The organism is Chryseomicrobium aureum, assembly GCF_016909155.1.
GTDB lineage: Bacteria > Bacillota > Bacilli > Bacillales_A > Planococcaceae > Chryseomicrobium > Chryseomicrobium aureum.
This window is the reverse complement of record NZ_JAFBFG010000005.1, coordinates 50,935-69,896: the sequence shown is the minus strand read 5'-3', so window position 1 is coordinate 69,896 and position 18,962 is coordinate 50,935. Positions and strand designations below refer to the sequence as shown.

Below are 18,962 nucleotides of genomic sequence, written 5' to 3'. Positions count from 1 at the left end.
AACACAAATGACGAAAGACAACCAGACCAACCAGTACTCGCTTATTCTAATCGGCTTCCTCACATTACTTGCAGCCGAGACATTGCTGTTTGAAAACGGCTCAATCGTGGTCGTCATCATTGGGTGTGTGCTGATTTACATGGGATTACGCAGAGACAATCGCGTATTGTTTTGGATCGGTCTCGTGTTATTGTTTATCTCGGTATTCTCGATGGTCACCACGCGCTTACTACTCTTTGGAATTGTTCTCTATATCCTTTATAAAGTCTGGAAAAAGGAACCAATTCCGACTTGGGAACAACTTCACTTTTCAGATACGACAGCGGATTCACCTGTTTTACAACAACGTATGTTTTCAACTCAAGTCACCTCTTCCGAACCATACGCATGGAAAGATGTGCATATCCAAAGCGTGTTTGGAGAATATGATTTAGATCTTACGAACACAATCTTGCCAAAAGATACTTGTTTTATATCGATTCGAAAAGTAGTCGGCAAGACGACTATCCTTGTCCCATATGGCGTGAACGTTCGAGTTTACTACTCAACTATCATTGGGGAAGTCTGTGTATTCGATGAACCCGTAACACGACTTTGGAATCAGAGTTTTTATAAAGAAGACCGCAGTTCGACAGACGCGGATTCACCTGAACTGATAATTACTGTAGCTAGCTGGCTTGGGGATTTGGAGGTGCTGCGCAAATGAGACAGTTTACAACGCTGTTCCTTGGCTTTGCACTGCTTTGGCACCTTCTCCTCGTCAGTTTATTTGTCGTTCTGTTGGGAACGCCTACTTTTGAAACATGGGCTCCACTCTATGACATCACATTTGCAGACCTGCCACTCGCGTTTTGGCTGAGTTTTTCAATTTTTGCATTCAGCTTTTTATCCTATTTACTCGCTCGCCAAAGCACGCGGAGTTTGGATCGATCTGTTCAAACAGGACTTGTTTCTCTTTATGAAGGAGATGGATTCCCGAAACGTTTACAACCAAACTTTAGTAAACGTCTAAACGAGGCGTTTGAAAAAACCTCTCATCTTCTGGCCACACAACGAAAGACACTCACACGAATTTCCGAGCAAAAAGCAGATTCGCAAGCGAAGCTCATTCAAGAGCGAGTGGTAGAAGAGCGCCAACGCTTAGCTCGTGAATTACATGACTCGGTTTCTCAACAGCTGTTTGGTGCATCGATGCTCGCTTCTAGTATGGTGGAACTCGAAAATCCGCCGAAGCGCAGTATGGAACAATTGGAGCGGGCTATCCACCAAGCGCAACTCGAAATGCGTGCCCTTTTGCTTCACTTACGTCCTGCAGGATTGCATGACCGGACGCTAGCAGAAGGCCTGGAGGAACTTTTAGAAGAACTCCAACAAAAAGTGCAGCTTCAACTGAAATGGAAGTTAGACCCTGTGAAGTTAACCAAAGCTTCTGAAGACCATTTATTTCGTATTGCGCAAGAGACTTTGTCTAACACACTGCGTCACGCGCAAGCAACAGAGATGGAGATTCGCTTGATGGATCAACCCCAACTCGTGATTTTCCGGGTACAAGACAATGGAGTCGGTTTTCATTCCACGCAGTTAAAACCAGGTGCATATGGATTAGGAAATGTGTATGAACGTGCAGTAGAGATGGGTGCTACAGCAAAAGTCGTCTCTGTCCCAAACCAAGGAACATTTGTTGAAGTTCAAGTACCAAAACGTCAGGAGGAAATCCAATGATTCGAATATTGCTCGCAGACGATCATGAAATGGTCCGTATCGGTGTCGCTGCGTATCTTCAAGCGCAACCCGATATGGATGTTGTAGCAGAAGCCTCTAATGGTCAAGAAGCCGTGTCTTTGGCTCTTGAACATAAACCTGATGTGATTTTGATGGATATGGTGATGCCCATTCTAACGGGTGCAGAAGCGACTGCTGAAATTGTGAAAGCTTGGCCGGAAGCTCGCATCATGATGGTGACCAGTTTCATTGATGACGACAAAGTGTACGCTGCTCTTGAAGCGGGTGCTGTCAGTTATCTTTTAAAAACCTCAAAAGCTTCTCATATCGCAGAAGCCATTCGAAAGACTTATATAGGTCAAGCGGTGTTAGAACCAGAAGTGACGACAAAAATGATGCAACGTATGCGCTCTCCTCAACATGCGTTACACGACTCCCTAACCGAGCGTGAAATGGAGATCTTACTGTTCATGGCAAAAGGCTTAAGCAATCAAGAAATCGCCGATCAAGCCTATATCACACTCAAAACAGCCAAGACACATGTGAGCAACATTTTATCAAAACTCGATGTACAAGACCGGACACAAGCTGTTATTTATGCCTATGAACATCAGCTCATTTCTCGTAGTTAGACGTTTACGTTTGACGGAAGAGTGGAAAAGTGAGGAAAGACTTGACGAATTGGAGGTAGTCTTATGAAACCTGTGGAAATTACACCATTAGACATTGAACATGGGTATGTGAATTTTCTATTCCCTTTTGCGTTTCATGAGAAAAAACGCCAAGAGCTGATTGATGAATTGGAGCGAGAGGACTATACATTCTTTTGCTTGAATAAAACGGAATTGGAAGATGCCTTCTATGGACCTGATATCGCGGTTCGCCATGCAGAGCTCGAACAATTCTTTTTTCCATTCGTCGAAGACAAGTTGTTCCCTTCCTCTCCACACGACAATAGCTTTAGTCGCTTTTCCCGCTCTTTTGAAGAGCACGGAGAACTCTTGGTTGATGGGTCTACTACACCTTTCCAATTACATAGTTTAGACATTACCCTGTGCCCATTTGGTATCGGTCTTTTAACAATTCGATTAGAAGTAAACAATGAGATGGCTTTGCATCATATGCTAAATTTCATTCATCATTTCCGTGTAGTTGAAGCAAAACTTGATGAAGAAAAAGGGGCTATTATACGTGCTGCAGAACGCACATTCAATTCGACAAATGACTATATTTTTCAACATATGATTCCTTGTTTGCATCCGTTTATTTTACGAGAACACCGCTTACCAGGCTATTTTGGCACACTGCCATATTTTGAAGATGAACGAATGTATAGTTCGGCCTTCATCTTTGCGAAATCTGGACAACAACTAACGAATGATCAGATCTATCGTTTAGGGCAATTAGACGGCATTAACCTAAAAGGCGAGCCTTTCATTTCTAGCACATCCCCTAATTATGTAGAACGTTACCTAAAGCGCCATGCAAATGACCGATCTGCGCCCTTTACCTATACGGTCACTTCCGAGTACACGCACTCGACAGTCACCGTATGTGATCCATCTGATATGCAGGATGAATTACGTCAGTTTATGAGTACACATTATTACAATTTGCTCTTACATTACTTCTACCGTATCATGTTACTTCGTCTTTCTTTCGAACATAGTAACGTCAGCTGGAAGAAGGACGAGGCGTATGTGGAAGAGTTGATTGAGATGATTTCTAAATTTTCCGCTCGCTACTATTTTGGAGAAGTATCCGTCCGTACTACTGGGAAGGAACACGCAAAGACATTTGTCGACGTCTTTCACCTTGACGAAACATTCCAAGAAGTACGGGATACATTACAAGAGCTTTACCGAACGCAAGAAAACCAAGCAGACAAACAACAAAACTTTTTACTATTTATGCTCACAACGTTTACTGTAGTCTCTGGGATTTACGGAATGAATCTCGTCATTGAAGATTGGAAAGGATTTACGGATTGGGGCAAAGCACCTGGGTATTCCTTCTTCGAGTGGGTCGCACTAGTAGTTGCACTCTCGGGAATCGCTCTCTCATTCCTATTAATCGTGACGACTATTGCTACAACTATTAAGAAAAAATACCGTCGCTATCGACGGAGCCAATTTTGAATCCTCCGTTATTCTGGAGGATTCTTTTTTGATTTGTAGAAGTATATAAGCAACGACGTCAAGAGAAAGAAGTGATGAACATGATACAACTCAAGAACCTTACCAAGAAATTTGCACAAAACAAGGGATTGTTTGATGTGTCGTTTACTGTTGAACCTGGAACCGTATTTGGCTTTATCGGACCAAATGGTGCTGGAAAATCGACAGCTATTCGCCATCTCATGGGTCTTCTGCAACCCGATTCTGGAAAAGCAACGATTGGTGGCTACGATTGTTGGTCTTCTTCCCCGAACGTGAAAAAACTCGTCGGCTACCTTCCGGGTGAAATCAGCTTTCCTGCTGATTTGACGGGTGACGACATCTTGACGCTTACACGCCGAATGGATCGTACATCTCCGGAACGTGAAAACGAATTACTCGCACTTTTTCCGCTTGATACAAAAGTTAAAGTACGTAAGATGTCTAAAGGTATGAAGCAAAAGCTCGCAATCATTCGCTGCTTTATGAAAGATGCACCTGTTTACTTGTTGGATGAACCGACCAGTGGACTCGACCCACTCATGCAAGAACGATTTTTAGAACTTGTACTCCGCGAGAAAGAGGCCGGCAAAGCGATTTTGATGAGTTCTCACCACTTTCCTGAGATGGAAAAGACATGTGATCATGCCGCTTTGATTCGCAACGGGCGGATTGTCGTGTCGGATTCAATCGATGGCCTAATTGCTTCTAGCAGAAAACTGTTTCACATTGAGTTTGAGAATACTCAGTCTGCCCAACAGTTCTCTGAGGCGATGCACGGAAAATCTATGGGAACTCGAGTCGACGTTTCGGTTTCTACGACAGATGAATTGAACACCTTACTTCAATCTCTTGCTACTTACCGAGTCATCTCGTTCCGTTCAGCACCAGCGGACCTTGAAACTGTCTTCATCCATTATTATGCAGAGGAGGAGTCCGTATGATTCGCGCACTTGTGAAAGACAACCTTGGTTGGATTCTAGGCTATAGTATTGGGACAAGCCTTTACATTTTTATGATTGCAGCGATTTATCCTTCTATCGCGGAAACTGGCTTGATTGACGCTAAGATTGATTCACTCCCGAAAGAGTTGCTCGATATCTTTCAATATGATCCTGCCACGATGATGGATAGTGTCCTGAACATTTTATCCGGTAACTACTACGGGCTTATTTTTCAAATTGTTGCGTTACTCTTTGCACTAACGATGGCCTCTCGTCTTTTAGCGCGTCCAATTGACTCCGGTGAACTCATGTTGTATTTGAGTGCCCCTATATCTCGAAACACGTACGTAGTAGCTGTAGGAGGCATTTTAGTCAGTGCATCGTTACTTGTAGCAGGTTTAAACGGAGCATTCTTATTTCTAGCAGATATTCTTTGGAATTTAGATCTGAACTACTCCTATGTACTCGCGCTTCTCATCAATAGCTTTACTTTACTTTTAGCACTCGGAGCGATCGCCCTGTTCTTCGCAACATTGTTCAATGAAAGCGGAAAATCGTATATGCTCGGGGCTGGTGTATTCGGGTTCATGGTCATCTCCGTTATTATGAGTGGCTTGAGTAGCGACTTGGAATGGTTGAAGATTCTCTCTTTATTTACATTGTTTGATGCGAACGGCATTCTTAAAGACCAACCCGATTGGATATGGCACAGTGGCTTATTAGTGTTAGTTGCAGGTATATTTTTTAGTCTTTCATTGTTTACGTTTAAACGTCGCAACCTCACGCTATAATGTTTTGATAATCGAAATACTAGTGGTAAAATGAAGACCGAACCGAAAGGAGAGGTTTTCATGGATTTTGTTACATTAAGCAATGGTACAAAGATTCCCCAAATCGGGTTTGGCGTCTGGCGTGTCGACAATGACACAGAAGCACCGGCAGCTGTAGAAGAAGCGTTGCGTGCAGGCTACCGTCACATTGATACAGCAGCTGTTTATAAAAATGAAGAAGGCGTTGCTAAAGGAATTGCAGCTTCTGGCGTTGCCCGTGAAGAAATCTTCTTGACGAGTAAGATTTGGAACGACGATATCCGTGCACGTCGCACAAAAGAAGCATTCGCTGAATCCCTTGAGCGTCTGCAGACGAACTATATGGACCTTTGCTTATTGCACTGGCCAGTAGATGGCATCGTTGAAGCATGGGCTGCACTTGTTGACCTCTATGAAGAAGGCAAAATCAAGACGATTGGTGTTTCAAACTTCAAGCAACATCACTTGGATCAATTAGAAGAAGCTGGTTTGATGAAACCAATGGTGAATCAAATTGAATTGCATCCACAAAACCCACAGCGTGCGTTTGTGACGTCTCTACAAGAGGCAGGAATTCATGTGGAAGCATGGAGTCCATTGATGCAAGGGAAGTTTTTAGACTTTCCACTATTTGAAGAGCTTGCAGAAAAACACGGCAAAGCCCTTTCTCAAGTGGTTCTTCGCTGGCACTTGCAGCATGGTCACATCGCTTTACCGAAATCTGTGACACCTGCTCGTATCCACGAAAACTTAGCTGTCTTTGACTTCGAGCTTTCTGCAGACGACATGGCAGCAATTGATGCCATTGCAACAGATGTTCGTTTAGGTCCAGATCCAGACGAAATTGATTTTTAAGTAAATGTATAGAAATGAATCCCCGAATCTGTGAATGGATTCAGGGGTTTTTGTAATTCATTTTAAACAGGCTACAGGCATCACCTGTTCAGAATCGCCATCGTGTTTCCAGCGACGAAAGTTACGAATCCAGCGACGAATCATGAAAATCCAGCGACGCAAACCGCAATTCTAGCGACGAACGGACCCCGTATAGTGTTTCCAGCGACGCAAATCCTACTTTGAGCGACGAATGCGCCGATTTCAGCGACGCAAATCTCAATTCTAGCGACGAACGGACCTCGTATCGTGTTTCCAGCGACGCAAATCCTACTTTGAGCGACGAATGCGCCGATTTCAGCGACGCAAACCGCAATTCTAGCGACGAACGGACCTCTATTTCTCTTATCTTTCCAGAAACTCAAAAGTGTAACGTAAAAAAGTCGCACAGAATCTATCGAAACCCAGTACCAAGCCCGGGAACTCCCTCTAAATGCCAAAAGCACCTACGCCAACGCGTAGGTGCTCCTTCTTTCTAAATTAGAAAATTTGACTGACACTAAAAAGGATTGGTTTCCAGAAAGCAGCATTCACCTTCTAATACTGTTAATCTTTTTCTCGCAGTCGCTCCATCTCACTAGCAACTTGGTGAGACCCAGCATCGGGTTCTTCCTTTAATTGCTCGATGATGTTCGCGTAGTCGTGATCTTTTCGATTTTGACTCATCTTGTAGGCAGCTTGTACTTGGCTTGCTTCCATTACAAACCCTACGATTCCTTTGATTTCACGCTCAAGAAGTTCCGGTGTTACGGTCTCCCACAAGACAGGGTTTTCTCGCTGTTGTTCATATGTAAACATCAATTGTTTCAAATCTGCTCGCAACTCTTCATCTGTCTGTTCACGAATGGCCCCGTAGATATGTACTGCTTGATAGTTCCAGGTTGGGACTTGTTCTTCAGCATACCAAGAGGATGAAATATAGGAGTGTGGTCCTTGAAAGATAAGCAATGCTTCTTCTATCTCTTCCCACGTCCGCCATTGTGAATTTCCATAAGCGACATGCCCACTGATTAGCAAGTTCCCACCTTCTTGATGCACGATTACAGGAATATGGGTTGCTACGGGTCGTCCATCCTTAGTTGTGATGAGTGTGGCAAAACTGTGCGTCTTCAAAAAAGAAAAGATTTCTTCGGGATCTTTTACGTTGAATCGTTTAGGGATATACATCAATACACCTCTTCTTTCACTACTTTGAGTAAGATGTAGTCAATTTGTTCATCGTCTCCCATGAAGAAGGAGTGCTGTCCAATTCGCTCAAATCCAATCTTTGAATAAAAGGCGAGCGCATTGTGATTATTTTCCCAGACACCCAACCAGATTTTAGATTTCGCAAGTTCCTTCGCTCTTTCAAGCGCTTTATCATAAAGTAATTTTCCTAATCCGAGCTTCTGGAATTCCTTCAATACATAGATTCTTTCAATTTCTAGATGATCAGAATCCATAGGTTCAGTTTGTGCGCCCGACTGGTTGATTTTTAAATAAGCGGCGACTTTCCCGTCTTTTTCTGCCACGTAAAATTCTGAGTCAGGGTTCTTTAGTTCTTTATGAAGTTTTGAATTTGCAAATGCCTTTTGCAAATAATCATTCATGTTTTCTTCCGTGTTGTAAGCAACAAATGTTTCAAAGTAGGTTTGGCGGCCTATCTGTTGAATCGTTTCAATGTCTTCTATACTGCATTTTCGTAGTGTCACTGTCATCTTTTCCTTCAACCCTTCTCAATAGATTCGTTTCTGTCCTTTTTTTACGGCTTCCCAGTCTTTCTCAATATTATGCCTTACTCGAACCAACAATTGTTCTAATAGCTCGGCTTCACGTTCAGTTAATTCATTTAGCGCAACATTCTCTGAATGTCTATGTTCTTTTAAAATCTGAGGATATATCTGTAAACCTTTTGCAGTCGGGTATAAATATTTATTTTTACGATTCGACGGTTCAAGTCGTTTTTCAATCAGTCCATTTTGTTCCAACTTCTGAATAGCTCTTGCTGCCGTAGTGCGATCCACTTTGATTTGTTCGGCCACCTTCTCTTGAATAATTCCTGGCTGTTCGCAGATTCGGACTAAGTACAAATAATGGCCTTTTGCTAATTCAAACTCTTTAAACTCACTATTACTGATGGAATCGAGGGCCCTCGCAATCATTCCAATCTCTCTTAAAATCTCTGCCACCTTGCCACCCCTATTTACTAGTCGTTCTCTTCACTGTAAATGCATTTTATTGCAAATGCAACAAAAATTCCATAAAATAAATCCCCTTCTCGAAAAGAGAAAGGGGGTTGAGTTTAATAATCGCCTAAAATTTCACGTTTTGTGCGCTTCGGAAGCTTTTCCAAAACCTGTTCATACGAATGTCGGATTAACTTTCCAATCAATTCATCTGGTAATCCTGCGTCACGATAGATTGAGTTCCAGTGTGTTTTGTTCATGTAGTAGCCAGGGACAATCGCTTCATACTCTGTACGAAGTTCTTCTGCATACGAAGGTTCTGCTTTTAACGTCAATATAGCTGTTCCCTCTTTGTCTCCGCCAAGCATCGCGTACATCTTGTCACCAATCATATAGCGGTCAGCGGTCCACTCTTCTTTGTAATCATGAGTAGTTCCTGGTAAAGATAGAAAGAACGCATGGAGAGCTTCGTTATCGTTCAGCATCTGATTACGCCTCGCTTTCTAGATCTTCCAAATCCTCAAGCAACGTCTCTGCCTCAACCAAAATTTCATCTTTTGCAGTTGAGAACACTGAAATTTGAATCTCATCCTTTTCAAGACCTGGTAGCCACGCTTCTATAAACTCATCCAGCGCAATCGGTTTAGGTGTGAACCCGGGCCATTCTTTTGCCGCTTGGTGCTTGGCAAATTCTTCTGAAGGCCAGAAGAAAATACGTTGAGCACCTTTTGTATCTTCAGCTGTTGCCCAGCCTTCTTGGAACAGTCCCCACACTTCTTTGTTCTCTACTACTGTGTGTAAAAAGACCTCATACCGCGTATCTGCTGGTAGACGTGTCAGTTCATGCAATTCTTTTTTCATCCGAACCGCCTCCTTTTCCCCATCGTACCACATTATGAGGTTTCGTTGAGACCTTCTCTGCCCGGATCTTGCTCCACTTTCATTTGAACCGCTTGCTTCAGTTCCTCTTCTGATGCGTAGCGTTCAAGAGGAAGCCCGAGCCACGATTCCCATTGTTCACGTGTATACGTATAGGAAGTAGTTCCTGCATGTAGTGTTACGAAGTCAGCATTCGTAATCAATCGTAGCAAGTGCAGGCTATAAGTTCGAGCCGCTTCCCTCGCAATTTCCGGTTCTGCTTTCTCGTAATAGAGCTCAATGCCATAAGGTTCTTTCTTTGTTTCTAGGGCCATTTGTTTCCACTCGAGGCCATAGTCCGGTAGAAGCTTTAAAATATTGGTTGTCGACATTGGAGATCCTACATAGGAGCCCTCATAGTCAAACAGTTCCACCTTCGTTTCCCCAGCATTTTCATTGGCACATCCAGCTAGTAGTACTACTGACATTAGCACTATCAGCACTCTCTTCATACCTACATCGCCCCTTTAGGAAGCAGAATCGTCACTTTGAACAAATCTCCGTCCAAGCTCAGATCAAACTCACCGTTATGCAACGTCACAATCGATTGCGCAATAGCAAGACCTAAACCAGATCCTTCTGTGTGACGCGCTTGATCTCCTCGTTTAAACCGTTCCGTTAGTTCTGCCGTATCGTCCCCTAACTCATATTGCGAAATGTTTTTGAAAGTGACGACGGCGTGCGTTGGTGTTTCTTGTAACGCCACGTATACGCGCGTTCCAGGCATTGAATATTTGCTGATGTTTAGAAGTAAATTATCAAACACGCGCCATACTTTCTGTCCATCCATATATGCATGTACCGGCTGAGAAGCGATGCTGACACGTACATCTAGATTTTGTTTATCCAGTGCTTCCTGCTGCTCCGCAATGGCTTGCTGCAGTAAGGAAGCGACATCGACTTTTGTTTTGTGCAATTCGATATTGCCGGAAGCCATTTTCGACACATCGAATAGATCTTCAATTAATGTTTTCAAACGCGCGGATTTCCGTTCCAGAACACCTACATACTGCTCACGCTGTTCAGCAGTTAACTCTGGATTCTTCAGTAAATCTGTATACGTAATGATAGAAGTCAATGGTGTACGTAAATCATGACTCACGTTTGTAATCAGCTCGGACTTTAATCGTTCGCTCTTCACTTGAGACGACTGTGACGTCACTAGTTGGTCGCGCAAGCCATTCAGCACTTTTGCATGCTCTGTTAATCGGGAACGCCCCTTGATTTCAAATGGCTCATTCACCACACCATCGCTTAATCGAGCCGTTTGCACCATTGTTCGATTCAAGTAAGCAATTCGACTAAATAGGAAGTAAAGCGCTGGAATCCCGATGAATACCGTAGCAGGAATCCAAACGAGAATCAATCCGCCGACTATACCAGACAATACTGTTCCAAATCCCCAGAAGAAGACAATGACCAAGATAATGATGGCTTGCCAAGCAAGACTTCGGTTTAGAAATAAACCTTTTAAGCCTTCAACCACTCTTTTCAGCAGTGAAGTTTCATATGAATAGTCGTCTATTGTTTGCGTAATACTGATTAACAAAATCATAAATACAGTAAAAAAGAGTACAGCAAACCCAAATTCAAGAATCGGGATGGTTTGATACGAACTAGAATAAGCTAAACCTCTAGCAATCATTTCTGTAATAGAGTAGCCTAGCCACATTGTAGCTCCTGCGAATAACGCTCGGACTTCTTGCGGTTTCGAATTTAAATCTGACACCAATGAACTTGCTAGTAGATCTTGCTTCCATTTTCTCCAGGCAATCACTCCCCCTAATAAGGAAAGTAACCCCAGAACAGTGAGAACCCAAAACAATGTTTGGCGAACCTTGTACTGCTGTAATGGTTGGCCAACAAATGCATTTGGAATCGTAACTGTTCCGCTATAATTTGCATAGATTGTATCCACTTTTTCATTGAGAGATACTGTGTTTTCCCCGTAATTATCAAAGCGAGACATTTGTAGCCATCTACCATCACTACCATACGTAAACTTAACGCCAGCTGAACCTTCTCGATCAAAGGTCTCACCTGTCTCATTGTTTGTCAAAGAGTAACCAATGCCAGGATAGTTCGACAAATAGTTGCGCTGCGCAACTTTAAGATTCGCCAAGTATGTTGCTACATCTCGTTCCCACTCTGCCTCCAACTTCTCGCTCACATAGTCATCATCACTAAAGTTTTTACGGATATCCGCAATTTTCGCGTCGCGCTCTTCTTGTAACTCTGGACCAAGTTCTTGTCCTTCCACAGGCTCATATTGGTCCATGATACTTTGAATTTGTGTATTTAGATTTCCATAGCGAAATCGATATTCTTCGATGTCTCCAGAAGAAACAGAGTACATTGTTAACAACTCTTCTTCTGTTAAGGGTTCTACTAAAAGAGCTCCCAACCGCTCCAAGATTTCATAATCAATAGTGCCGTGAAAACTATCTGTATCTTGAAAGTCGTTCAAAAACTCATGACGGTTTCCTGTCCAAGTGAGCAGGGTCGTCAAAATCAGTGTGATGAGCACTCCCACCGTGATCCATTTCCCCAAATGTCGTTCTTTTTTCATCCTAATCCCCCTCGATCAATAAAACGCTTCAACTGAGCAAGCCAGCTCGATGTCTCCGCCGCTTGTGTGAAGCAGTACGCACAATAGCCAATGGTGGCGAGGCCGATTAACATGACAACTACCGAAAGAATCGTCTCCCATTTACTTGTCCATCTTGTAGCCAACGCCCCACACCACCTTTATATAGCGCGGATTTTTCGGATCCGCTTCCATTTTTTCACGTATCTTTCGAATATGTACCGCCACAATGTTCTCTGCATTGTACGCAGGCTCTTGCCACACACGTTCATAGATTTCCGGAATCGAGAACACACGCCCTTGGTTACGCATGAACAGCTCCGTGATTTTGAACTCCGTTGGTGTCAACTTTAGGGGTTCTCCCTCGAGCGTGACTTCTTTCGACTCTTGGTTTAACACTAAACCATCTTTCTCAATTACCGACTGCAAACCTTCATAGGTCCCCAGCTTTGTGTACCGACGTAGCTGTGATTTCACGCGAGCAACGAGCTCCATCGGGTGGAATGGCTTTGTTACGTAATCGTCTGCACCAACGGATAAGCCGTGAATCTTATCGGTATCCTCTGATTTTGCAGAGAGCATGATGATGGGGATGTTTTGTGTTTCCCGCGCTTTAAATGTCGCTTGGATTCCGTCCATCTGAGGCATCATAATATCCATAATCATCAAGTGAACTTCCTGTTGTTCTAATAGTGCAAGTGCTTCTAGTCCGTTAGCGGCCTTTAGCACCTGGTACCCTTCATTTTTTAAATAGATTTCAATCCCATCTCGAATTTCTTGGTCATCATCTGTGACGAGTACTGTAAATGGTGTCATGTTCGACCGCCTCCTTCCATCTATTTCTATTGTACCTCTCAATTCTTAACAAGTAAGGGGGAGATTTCTGAAGAAATTCTTAAGAAATCAAAAAATCCCCTCGCGTTTGCGAAGAGATTACTCGTCATTGCCACTGTCGATATAGAGTTTACCGTTCTCTTGAAGTTCCGCATAGAATATTTGATCGGGTTCTTGGTACCCCGCTTTTTTGAGTTCTTTCAAAAGCCAGCCTTTCGAAAGACCAAGTTCCACTAAATTACGTTCAATGATCACCCCGTCCGTGATGAGTTGAGTGGGAATATAATATGTCGGTTTCGTCGGCAACTGCATATCCTTTTTGGTGGCGGGTTGGTTCGCCGATTTTTTGTAGACACTCAGTTCTCCATTTGTTTCAAGGATGGCGTGCTCGACTTCTGTAATGGAGAAAATTCCTTGAAGGCGGAGCAGCATCTTCAAATCTTCTACCGGAAGACGACTGGCTTTCAGTTCACGATGCAGAATTTTTCCTTTTCGAATGACAACGGATGGTTCATCATTTAGTAAGGTTTTTGCACGCATGGATTTTAAAGAGATCCAACTAACGAGAAGTGTGAGCAGCGTCCAGATGATGAGTGAAATCATACCGTCGATGAATGGTGTCTCTGCTTGCCCGGCCAAATCGGCAGCAATGGATCCGATGGTGATGCCGGTAATATAGTTGAACATAGTGAGCTGGCTAAGTTGTTCTTTTCCTAGAAAGCGGGTGAGTAGAAGTAGAGCTATAAACGTTACGGTGGTACGCAGGATCATTTCAAGTGCGTTGATGTCTTCGGTCCACATGGGGATCACCTCTTGTGGATAGTATGAGCGGAAGTAATCGGCGTTAGACTGTAAACTTGAATTAACGCCCGTACTTCCTTCTTTAACGCCCCAAATGCAGCACTTAACGCCCGTACTTCCCTCATTAAAGACCGTACTTCCTTCTTTAACGCCCCAAATGATTTTATGGAAACTAAACTCGGCCTTCCTTAGAAAAAACCCCTTCTGCCGAAGCAGAAGGGGCACTCTAAGTTATTCCGGTTGGTTGTTCAAGCAACGCTCACATTCAAATAGTTGAGACTCGACTTGCTCACGAATGACAGTGCCACACTCGCGGCATACTTTTGGGTTCGCTTCACGATTCGGTTGATTCATGGTCAGTCACCTCCTCCAACTGGTCATAGCCAGGTACTGTGAGAAACTCGATAAACTCATCGTTTAGAACTAATCGTCTAAAGAGACTAGCAGCCTCTTCAAATCGTCCGTTGGCATATACATCGTTTCCAAATTGCTCTTGTAGCTTGTGCAATTCTTCCTCGAGGACCTGGTCTACAAGGTCAGCTGTAATTTTACGACCATCCTCTACCTTCCCTTCCGGATGGCGAATCCATTGCCAGACTTGGGTGCGAGAGATTTCGGCTGTTGCAGCGTCTTCCATCAAGTGATTGATAGGTGCTGCTCCGTTCCCTCGTAACCATGAAGCGATGTACTGGACACCTACTGAGCAGTTCACACGTAAACCATTTTCTGTGATAGTGCCCTTCAATACTTCCACTAAGTCTTCAGCCGTTACAGTTACATCGTCTCGCTTTCGCAAAATCTGATTCGGCTCTGGCATATGCTCGTTGAACTCATCGATTGCCACGGCAACTAACGCTGGGTGTGCAACCCATGTGCCGTCATGCCCATCCGTCACTTCACGGCGTTTGTCTTCTCGTACTTTATCAAATGCCGCCGCGTTTGCTGCTTCGTCTCCTTTAATCGGAATTTGAGCAGCCATCCCACCCATTGCCGGCGCATTACGTTTATGGCACGTCTTAATGGCAAGTAATGTATACGCGCGCATGAATGGTGAGGTCATCGTGACTTGACCACGATCCGGCAAGATAACGTCCGGTTGATTCCGCAGACGTTTAATGTAGCTGAAGATATAATCCCAACGCCCACAGTTGAGACCTGCTGAATGGTCACGTAATTCGTACAAGATCTCGTCCATTTGGAAAGCTGCAGGTATCGTCTCGATCAGCACCGTTGCACGAATCGAGCCTTGGGGAACCCCAAGTGTATCTTGTGCATATCTAAACACGTCATTCCATAAACGCGCTTCTAAATGATGCTCGAGCTTCGGTAGATAGAAATACGGGCCACTTCCTCGGGCCAACAGTTCTTTGGCGTTGTGGAAAAAGTAGAGTCCGAAATCGAATAGTCCCCCTGACATAGGCTCTCCGTCTACTTCTACATGCTTCTCTAGCAAATGCCACCCACGGGGGCGAATTTGTAATACTGCGACCTCATCGTTTAATGCGTAGGTCTTGCCAGTCCCAGGCTGCGTGTAGGAAATTGTCTTCCGAATCGCATCGTACATATTAATCTGACCATGGATCATGTTATGCCACGTCGGTGCTGTCGCATCTTCGAAACAAGCCATGAATAGTTTTGCCCCTGAGTTCAAGGCATTGATAACCATCTTCCGGTCAACAGGTCCCGTGATTTCCACACGGCGGTCTTGTAAATCTTTCGGGAGTTCGGCGACCGTCCAGTCGCCTTCCCGAATCTCTTTCGTCTCTGGTAAAAAGTCGAGCTTGCTACCTGAGTCTAGTTCTTTTTGACGCACTTCACGTGCCTCTAAAAGCTCTTTTCGACGTGCATTGAATGTCCGGTGGAGTCCTTCTAGAAACTGCAGGGCTTCCGGTGTCAGCACCTGGCGGACGGCTTCATCCTGAGGCGCTTTGATTGCAATCGAAGTAGTCAGTTGCGTCATCAGTTTCCCTCCTTCCCGAATCACGCAAATTGCGCGACTTCTGTTGAGCCTTTCATTGCGGTTGTCGATGACATACCACCTGAAACGATCTGTGATACTTCATCAAAGTATCCTGTTCCAACTTCGCGTTGGTGCTTCGTCGCTGTGTATCCTTTTACTTCTGAATCAAATTCAGCTTGTTGCAAGCGAGAGTAAGCAGCCATTCCTTCTGTTTTGTAAGCATGTGCTAGTTCGAACATACCGTGGTTCAAGCTATGGAAACCTGCAAGTGTCACGAACTGGAACTTGTAGCCCATCTTGCCAAGTTCGACTTGGTATTTCGCAATTGTCTCCTGGTCTAGGTTTGCTTCCCAGTTAAAGGATGGTGAACAGTTATACGCGAGCATCTTTCCTGGGAACTGCGCGTGAATGGCATCTGCGAATTGTTTCGCTTCTTCTAAACTCGGGTGAGACGTTTCACACCAGACAAGGTCTGCATACGGAGCGTACGCAAGTCCACGTGCAATGGCTTGTTCGATACCAGGGTTTGTTTTGAAGAATCCTTCTGGTGTACGCTCGCCTGTAATGAATGCGTGATCGCGCTCATCGATATCACTTGTCACCATGTCCGCTGCATCTGCATCTGTGCGTGCTACGATCAAGGTTGGAACGTCTAGTACGTCTGCTGCTAGTCGAGCTGCCACTAAGTTGCGGATAGCATTCTGTGTTGGGAGAAGAACTTTCCCGCCCAAGTGTCCACATTTTTTCTCTGAAGCGAGTTGATCTTCTAAGTGGACGCCCGCTGCTCCGGCTTCAATCATCCCTTTAATCAATTCGAATACGTTCAGTGGTCCGCCAAATCCTGCTTCTGCATCTGCAACGATTGGTGCAAACCAGTCAAATCCATCTTCGCGTCCTTCTGCATGATCAATTTGATCCGCGCGCTGTAGTGCTTGGTTGATCCGCTTCACCACTGCTGGGACTGAGTTTGCCGGGTACAAGCTCTGGTCTGGATACATTTGACCGGAAAGGTTTGCATCTGCTGCTACCTGCCATCCGCTTAAATAGATAGCTTGCAAGCCTGCTTTCACTTGTTGAACGGCTTGGTTCCCAGTAAGTGCACCCAGCGCGTTAATAAAATCTTCTGTATGAAGTGAGTTCCAAAGTCGATCTGCTCCACGTCGTGCCAGCGTCTGCTCTACTACAACCGAACCGCGTAGCTTTACAACCTCTTCCGGAGAATATGGACGTTCAATTCCTTGCCAACGTTCATTTTCGTTCCATTCTTTACGTAGTTGTTCAACCTGCTCTTGTCGTGTCATCATCCTGTATCTCACCCTTCGCGTAAGTTTCTGTTGCATAACAGTTATAGTTCTTGTAAATTAATATATAACAGATAATTCAAAATGACACGGCTTTTTGATAAACCGCTGAAATTTTTGGATAAACCCACTTTTTTTCGCGATAAACTTGAAAATCAAAGGAGGAACACAATGGAACAGCTCACTGCAACTCGCTTTTTAACGGTTCGACAAGAGGAGGATTGGAAGCCTTTGCGCCTTTCTTCTATAACACACGTGGAGAGTTTACATAAGAAGACGTGGGTGTACGCAGACGGGGAAGCCTATTCTGTCACACATCCGCTGAAGGAGCTCGAGCGACGACTGCCAGAAGATTTTGTCCGGATCCACCGGTCGTTTATTGTAAATCTAGTAGCGGTCGATCGAATCACGCGGGACCTCGCCTCGAATCTCATCATGGTACTTGAAGATGGCAGCGAGTTGCCCGTGGGCCAGTCGTATTTAGCGGACGTGAAGCGGATTTTAGGGATGTAATAGTTTCCATAACATCACCTTCCTGCGAATCTCCCGACACAATTGGTGAACGGCAAGCATTAGACTGCGAATCTCCCGACACAATTGGTGAACGGCAAGCATTAGACTGCGAATCTCCCGACACAATTGGTGAACAAACGCTATAAGACAAAAAAAAGCCCTGAGCACTTAAACAGCCTCAGGGTTTTTTAGTGGACGTTGGTACCTCGCACCTATAGTTAGAACAACAATACTTCCGAGAAGAAGAACAATCCCCACCCATGAATTCCATGTAAAGATTTCTCCAACAACTAACACTCCTAGCACAGCGGCAGTCGTCGGTTCAGCAAGGGACAATGTAAGTGCGGAACTCGACGGAATCTTTTTCAGACCTGTCGTGTAAAACACATAGGCAATAGTCGTCGTGCCAATCCCAAGATACAGAAGAATCCCTGCATTTGTAGGTTCAACGGTCCACGCTGCTCCATTCACTACGTAGAATGGACTCAACAAAATAGCCGCGACGCTAAATGTCATGGCGACTGCTGACATGGCATCTTGTTTCGCAACAAGTACTTTGCTCGACATCGTGTAGATTGCAAACACGATTCCGGCTCCAAGAGAGAGCATCACGCCCACTGGATTTACGGTGACTGCACCAGAATTTAAGAACAAAAAACCGCATCCGACAAGTGCAAACAATGTCGACACCATCCAGATACGAGTCGGTCTTTGTTTAAAGATGAACCACTCGACAAGACCCGAGAACACGGGCGCACTCCCGATTGCAACTACACTCGCAATCGCAACACCAGTGAGTTTAACACTGCTAAAGAACAGCATTTGAAAGAGACCGATACAAAGCGCTGCGAGAATTGTTTCTTTCCACGACCAATTCCGAAAATCAATTTTCCGCATCACGACGAGCGGAATCAACAAAGCAAATCCCCCAATTGCAGAACGTGCTGCCGCAACAACAAATGGATGCGCATCTTCAGGTAAAAATGTTTGCGCAGTTCCCGTCGTTCCCCATAAGATTGCGCCAAGTAAAACAAGTAGGTATGGTAAACTAGACAATGAAATCGCTCCTTGCAGCTAGTAATCACTCTATCTATTCAGTATACAAGGAGGTCACCTAAAAATGTATAGGACTCTTGAAGAAACAGCCGCTTACCTCGGTATGCCAGAAGAACAAGTTCGGCGCTATATTCTCGAAAGACGCATCAAAGCTGTACATGACGGGGAACAGTTTCTGATTAATGACGAACAATTCACACGTCACTTTGAACAGCTGGAACATGTCAAAGCTTTAATTGAGGAGTGGCGGAATACGCCAATCCCTGAAGATCCGGACATAAAAGATGAAGACTAATCCCAAT

At 44.4% G+C, this 18,962-nt stretch carries 23 protein-coding genes; 9 read left to right on the top strand and 14 right to left on the bottom strand.

Translation table 11 applies throughout. The features are described from left to right. Positions 1-7 precede the first annotated feature (7 nt). The 7 genes from liaF to JOD03_RS05875 all read left to right on the top strand — a co-directional run bounded on the left by liaF (position 8) and on the right by JOD03_RS05875 (position 6,486). Positions 8-706 carry a cell wall-active antibiotics response protein LiaF gene (gene liaF / locus JOD03_RS05905; protein WP_204589919.1) on the top strand — a complete coding sequence of 233 codons (699 nt, stop codon included), beginning with the start codon at positions 8-10 and terminating at the stop codon, positions 704-706. After that, positions 703-1,722, top strand: a complete 1,020-nt coding sequence (locus JOD03_RS05900; RefSeq protein ID WP_204589918.1) for a sensor histidine kinase — start codon at positions 703-705, stop codon at positions 1,720-1,722. Before liaF ends, JOD03_RS05900 begins: the two co-directional genes overlap by 4 nt. Beyond that, positions 1,719-2,354 (top strand): response regulator, encoded by a 636-nt coding sequence (locus JOD03_RS05895; RefSeq protein ID WP_204589917.1) that lies wholly within the window; start codon positions 1,719-1,721, stop codon positions 2,352-2,354. Before JOD03_RS05900 ends, JOD03_RS05895 begins: the two co-directional genes overlap by 4 nt. Before the next feature lie 63 nt (positions 2,355-2,417). Further along, on the top strand, positions 2,418-3,860 hold the full coding sequence (locus tag JOD03_RS05890) for a magnesium transporter CorA family protein (RefSeq protein ID WP_204589916.1): 1,443 nt from the start codon (positions 2,418-2,420) through the stop codon (positions 3,858-3,860). An 80-nt stretch (positions 3,861-3,940) separates the two neighbouring features. Beyond that, entirely contained in the window at positions 3,941-4,822 is an 882-nt protein-coding gene (locus JOD03_RS05885) for an ABC transporter ATP-binding protein (protein ID WP_204589915.1), read from the top strand. After that, positions 4,819-5,613, top strand: a complete 795-nt coding sequence (locus JOD03_RS05880) for an ABC transporter permease subunit (protein ID WP_204589914.1) — start codon at positions 4,819-4,821, stop codon at positions 5,611-5,613. Before JOD03_RS05885 ends, JOD03_RS05880 begins: the two co-directional genes overlap by 4 nt. 60 nt (positions 5,614-5,673) lie before the next feature. Further along, a complete protein-coding gene (locus tag JOD03_RS05875) occupies positions 5,674-6,486 on the top strand; it encodes an aldo/keto reductase (RefSeq protein ID WP_204589913.1) in 813 nt (270 codons plus the stop codon). A 585-nt stretch (positions 6,487-7,071) separates the two neighbouring features. Here JOD03_RS05875 and JOD03_RS05870 read toward each other — a convergent pair. The 13 genes from JOD03_RS05870 to aceA all read right to left on the bottom strand — a co-directional run bounded on the left by JOD03_RS05870 (position 7,072) and on the right by aceA (position 17,094). Then, positions 7,072-7,692: an FMN-binding negative transcriptional regulator gene (locus tag JOD03_RS05870; protein ID WP_204589912.1), complete on the bottom strand. Its 621-nt coding sequence runs from the start codon at positions 7,690-7,692 to the stop codon at positions 7,072-7,074. Next, positions 7,692-8,222, bottom strand: a complete 531-nt coding sequence (locus JOD03_RS05865) for a GNAT family N-acetyltransferase (RefSeq protein ID WP_204589911.1) — start codon at positions 8,220-8,222, stop codon at positions 7,692-7,694. The genes JOD03_RS05870 and JOD03_RS05865 overlap by 1 nt, the downstream gene beginning before the upstream one ends. 18 nt (positions 8,223-8,240) lie before the next feature. Further along, positions 8,241-8,693: a MarR family transcriptional regulator gene (locus JOD03_RS05860; protein WP_204589910.1), complete on the bottom strand. Its 453-nt coding sequence runs from the start codon at positions 8,691-8,693 to the stop codon at positions 8,241-8,243. A 113-nt stretch (positions 8,694-8,806) separates the two neighbouring features. Then, positions 8,807-9,175, bottom strand: a complete 369-nt coding sequence (locus JOD03_RS05855) for an MmcQ/YjbR family DNA-binding protein (RefSeq protein WP_204589909.1) — start codon at positions 9,173-9,175, stop codon at positions 8,807-8,809. A gap of 4 nt (positions 9,176-9,179) precedes the next feature. Then, on the bottom strand, positions 9,180-9,551 hold the full coding sequence (locus JOD03_RS05850; protein ID WP_204589908.1) for a DUF2750 domain-containing protein: 372 nt from the start codon (positions 9,549-9,551) through the stop codon (positions 9,180-9,182). A 32-nt stretch (positions 9,552-9,583) separates the two neighbouring features. Continuing rightward, positions 9,584-10,060 carry a DUF4825 domain-containing protein gene (locus JOD03_RS05845; protein WP_204589907.1) on the bottom strand — a complete coding sequence of 159 codons (477 nt, stop codon included), beginning with the start codon at positions 10,058-10,060 and terminating at the stop codon, positions 9,584-9,586. Between the two features lie 2 nt (positions 10,061-10,062). Then, positions 10,063-12,177, bottom strand: coding sequence for a sensor histidine kinase (locus JOD03_RS05840; RefSeq protein ID WP_204589906.1), 2,115 nt, complete (start codon positions 12,175-12,177; stop codon positions 10,063-10,065). After that, positions 12,174-12,341 (bottom strand): hypothetical protein, encoded by a 168-nt coding sequence (locus tag JOD03_RS05835; protein WP_204589905.1) that lies wholly within the window; start codon positions 12,339-12,341, stop codon positions 12,174-12,176. The genes JOD03_RS05840 and JOD03_RS05835 overlap by 4 nt, the downstream gene beginning before the upstream one ends. Then, positions 12,319-13,011, bottom strand: coding sequence for a response regulator transcription factor (locus tag JOD03_RS05830; RefSeq protein ID WP_204589904.1), 693 nt, complete (start codon positions 13,009-13,011; stop codon positions 12,319-12,321). The genes JOD03_RS05835 and JOD03_RS05830 overlap by 23 nt, the downstream gene beginning before the upstream one ends. Positions 13,012-13,128: 117 nt before the next feature. Then, on the bottom strand, positions 13,129-13,830 hold the full coding sequence (locus JOD03_RS05825) for a DUF421 domain-containing protein (RefSeq protein WP_204589903.1): 702 nt from the start codon (positions 13,828-13,830) through the stop codon (positions 13,129-13,131). 231 nt (positions 13,831-14,061) lie between these two features. Next, the gene (yhfH, locus tag JOD03_RS05820; RefSeq protein ID WP_094944531.1) at positions 14,062-14,184 is read right to left on the bottom strand and encodes a protein YhfH; all 123 of its coding nucleotides are present in this window, start codon (positions 14,182-14,184) and stop codon (positions 14,062-14,064) included. Beyond that, positions 14,165-15,790 carry a malate synthase A gene (gene aceB / locus JOD03_RS05815; protein ID WP_204589902.1) on the bottom strand — a complete coding sequence of 542 codons (1,626 nt, stop codon included), beginning with the start codon at positions 15,788-15,790 and terminating at the stop codon, positions 14,165-14,167. The genes yhfH and aceB overlap by 20 nt, the downstream gene beginning before the upstream one ends. Positions 15,791-15,810: 20 nt before the next feature. Beyond that, positions 15,811-17,094: an isocitrate lyase gene (gene aceA / locus JOD03_RS05810; RefSeq protein WP_204589901.1), complete on the bottom strand. Its 1,284-nt coding sequence runs from the start codon at positions 17,092-17,094 to the stop codon at positions 15,811-15,813. Between the two features lie 168 nt (positions 17,095-17,262). On the opposite strand from aceA, the gene JOD03_RS05805 reads away from it, so the two are divergent. Further along, on the top strand, positions 17,263-17,604 hold the full coding sequence (locus JOD03_RS05805; RefSeq protein ID WP_204589900.1) for a LytR/AlgR family response regulator transcription factor: 342 nt from the start codon (positions 17,263-17,265) through the stop codon (positions 17,602-17,604). A gap of 168 nt (positions 17,605-17,772) precedes the next feature. Here the strand turns inward: JOD03_RS05805 and JOD03_RS05800 are convergent, their stop codons facing one another. Next, positions 17,773-18,660, bottom strand: coding sequence for a DMT family transporter (locus tag JOD03_RS05800; RefSeq protein ID WP_204589899.1), 888 nt, complete (start codon positions 18,658-18,660; stop codon positions 17,773-17,775). A 64-nt stretch (positions 18,661-18,724) separates the two neighbouring features. Here JOD03_RS05800 and JOD03_RS05795 point away from each other — a divergent pair, with 64 nt between their 5' ends. Next, entirely contained in the window at positions 18,725-18,955 is a 231-nt protein-coding gene (locus tag JOD03_RS05795) for an excisionase family DNA-binding protein (protein ID WP_204589898.1), read from the top strand. The last annotated feature ends 7 nt before the right edge of the window (positions 18,956-18,962 follow it).

Bases quoted from the DNA above. Each gene is read 5' to 3' on its own strand.
- liaF (WP_204589919.1), top strand. From the start codon at position 8: ATGACGAAAGACAACCAGACCAACCAGTACTCGCTTATTCTAATCGGC.
- JOD03_RS05900 (WP_204589918.1), top strand. From the start codon at position 703: ATGAGACAGTTTACAACGCTGTTCCTTGGCTTTGCACTGCTTTGGCAC.
- JOD03_RS05895 (WP_204589917.1), top strand. From the start codon at position 1,719: ATGATTCGAATATTGCTCGCAGACGATCATGAAATGGTCCGTATCGGT.
- JOD03_RS05890 (WP_204589916.1), top strand. From the start codon at position 2,418: ATGAAACCTGTGGAAATTACACCATTAGACATTGAACATGGGTATGTG.
- JOD03_RS05885 (WP_204589915.1), top strand. From the start codon at position 3,941: ATGATACAACTCAAGAACCTTACCAAGAAATTTGCACAAAACAAGGGA.
- JOD03_RS05880 (WP_204589914.1), top strand. From the start codon at position 4,819: ATGATTCGCGCACTTGTGAAAGACAACCTTGGTTGGATTCTAGGCTAT.
- JOD03_RS05875 (WP_204589913.1), top strand. From the start codon at position 5,674: ATGGATTTTGTTACATTAAGCAATGGTACAAAGATTCCCCAAATCGGG.
- JOD03_RS05870 (WP_204589912.1), bottom strand. From the start codon at position 7,692: ATGTATATCCCTAAACGATTCAACGTAAAAGATCCCGAAGAAATCTTT.
- JOD03_RS05865 (WP_204589911.1), bottom strand. From the start codon at position 8,222: ATGACAGTGACACTACGAAAATGCAGTATAGAAGACATTGAAACGATT.
- JOD03_RS05855 (WP_204589909.1), bottom strand. From the start codon at position 9,175: ATGCTGAACGATAACGAAGCTCTCCATGCGTTCTTTCTATCTTTACCA.
- JOD03_RS05850 (WP_204589908.1), bottom strand. From the start codon at position 9,551: ATGAAAAAAGAATTGCATGAACTGACACGTCTACCAGCAGATACGCGG.
- JOD03_RS05845 (WP_204589907.1), bottom strand. From the start codon at position 10,060: ATGAAGAGAGTGCTGATAGTGCTAATGTCAGTAGTACTACTAGCTGGA.
- JOD03_RS05840 (WP_204589906.1), bottom strand. From the start codon at position 12,177: ATGAAAAAAGAACGACATTTGGGGAAATGGATCACGGTGGGAGTGCTC.
- JOD03_RS05830 (WP_204589904.1), bottom strand. From the start codon at position 13,011: ATGACACCATTTACAGTACTCGTCACAGATGATGACCAAGAAATTCGA.
- JOD03_RS05825 (WP_204589903.1), bottom strand. From the start codon at position 13,830: ATGTGGACCGAAGACATCAACGCACTTGAAATGATCCTGCGTACCACC.
- yhfH (WP_094944531.1), bottom strand. From the start codon at position 14,184: ATGAATCAACCGAATCGTGAAGCGAACCCAAAAGTATGCCGCGAGTGT.
- aceB (WP_204589902.1), bottom strand. From the start codon at position 15,790: ATGACGCAACTGACTACTTCGATTGCAATCAAAGCGCCTCAGGATGAA.
- aceA (WP_204589901.1), bottom strand. From the start codon at position 17,094: ATGATGACACGACAAGAGCAGGTTGAACAACTACGTAAAGAATGGAAC.
- JOD03_RS05805 (WP_204589900.1), top strand. From the start codon at position 17,263: ATGGAACAGCTCACTGCAACTCGCTTTTTAACGGTTCGACAAGAGGAG.
- JOD03_RS05795 (WP_204589898.1), top strand. From the start codon at position 18,725: ATGTATAGGACTCTTGAAGAAACAGCCGCTTACCTCGGTATGCCAGAA.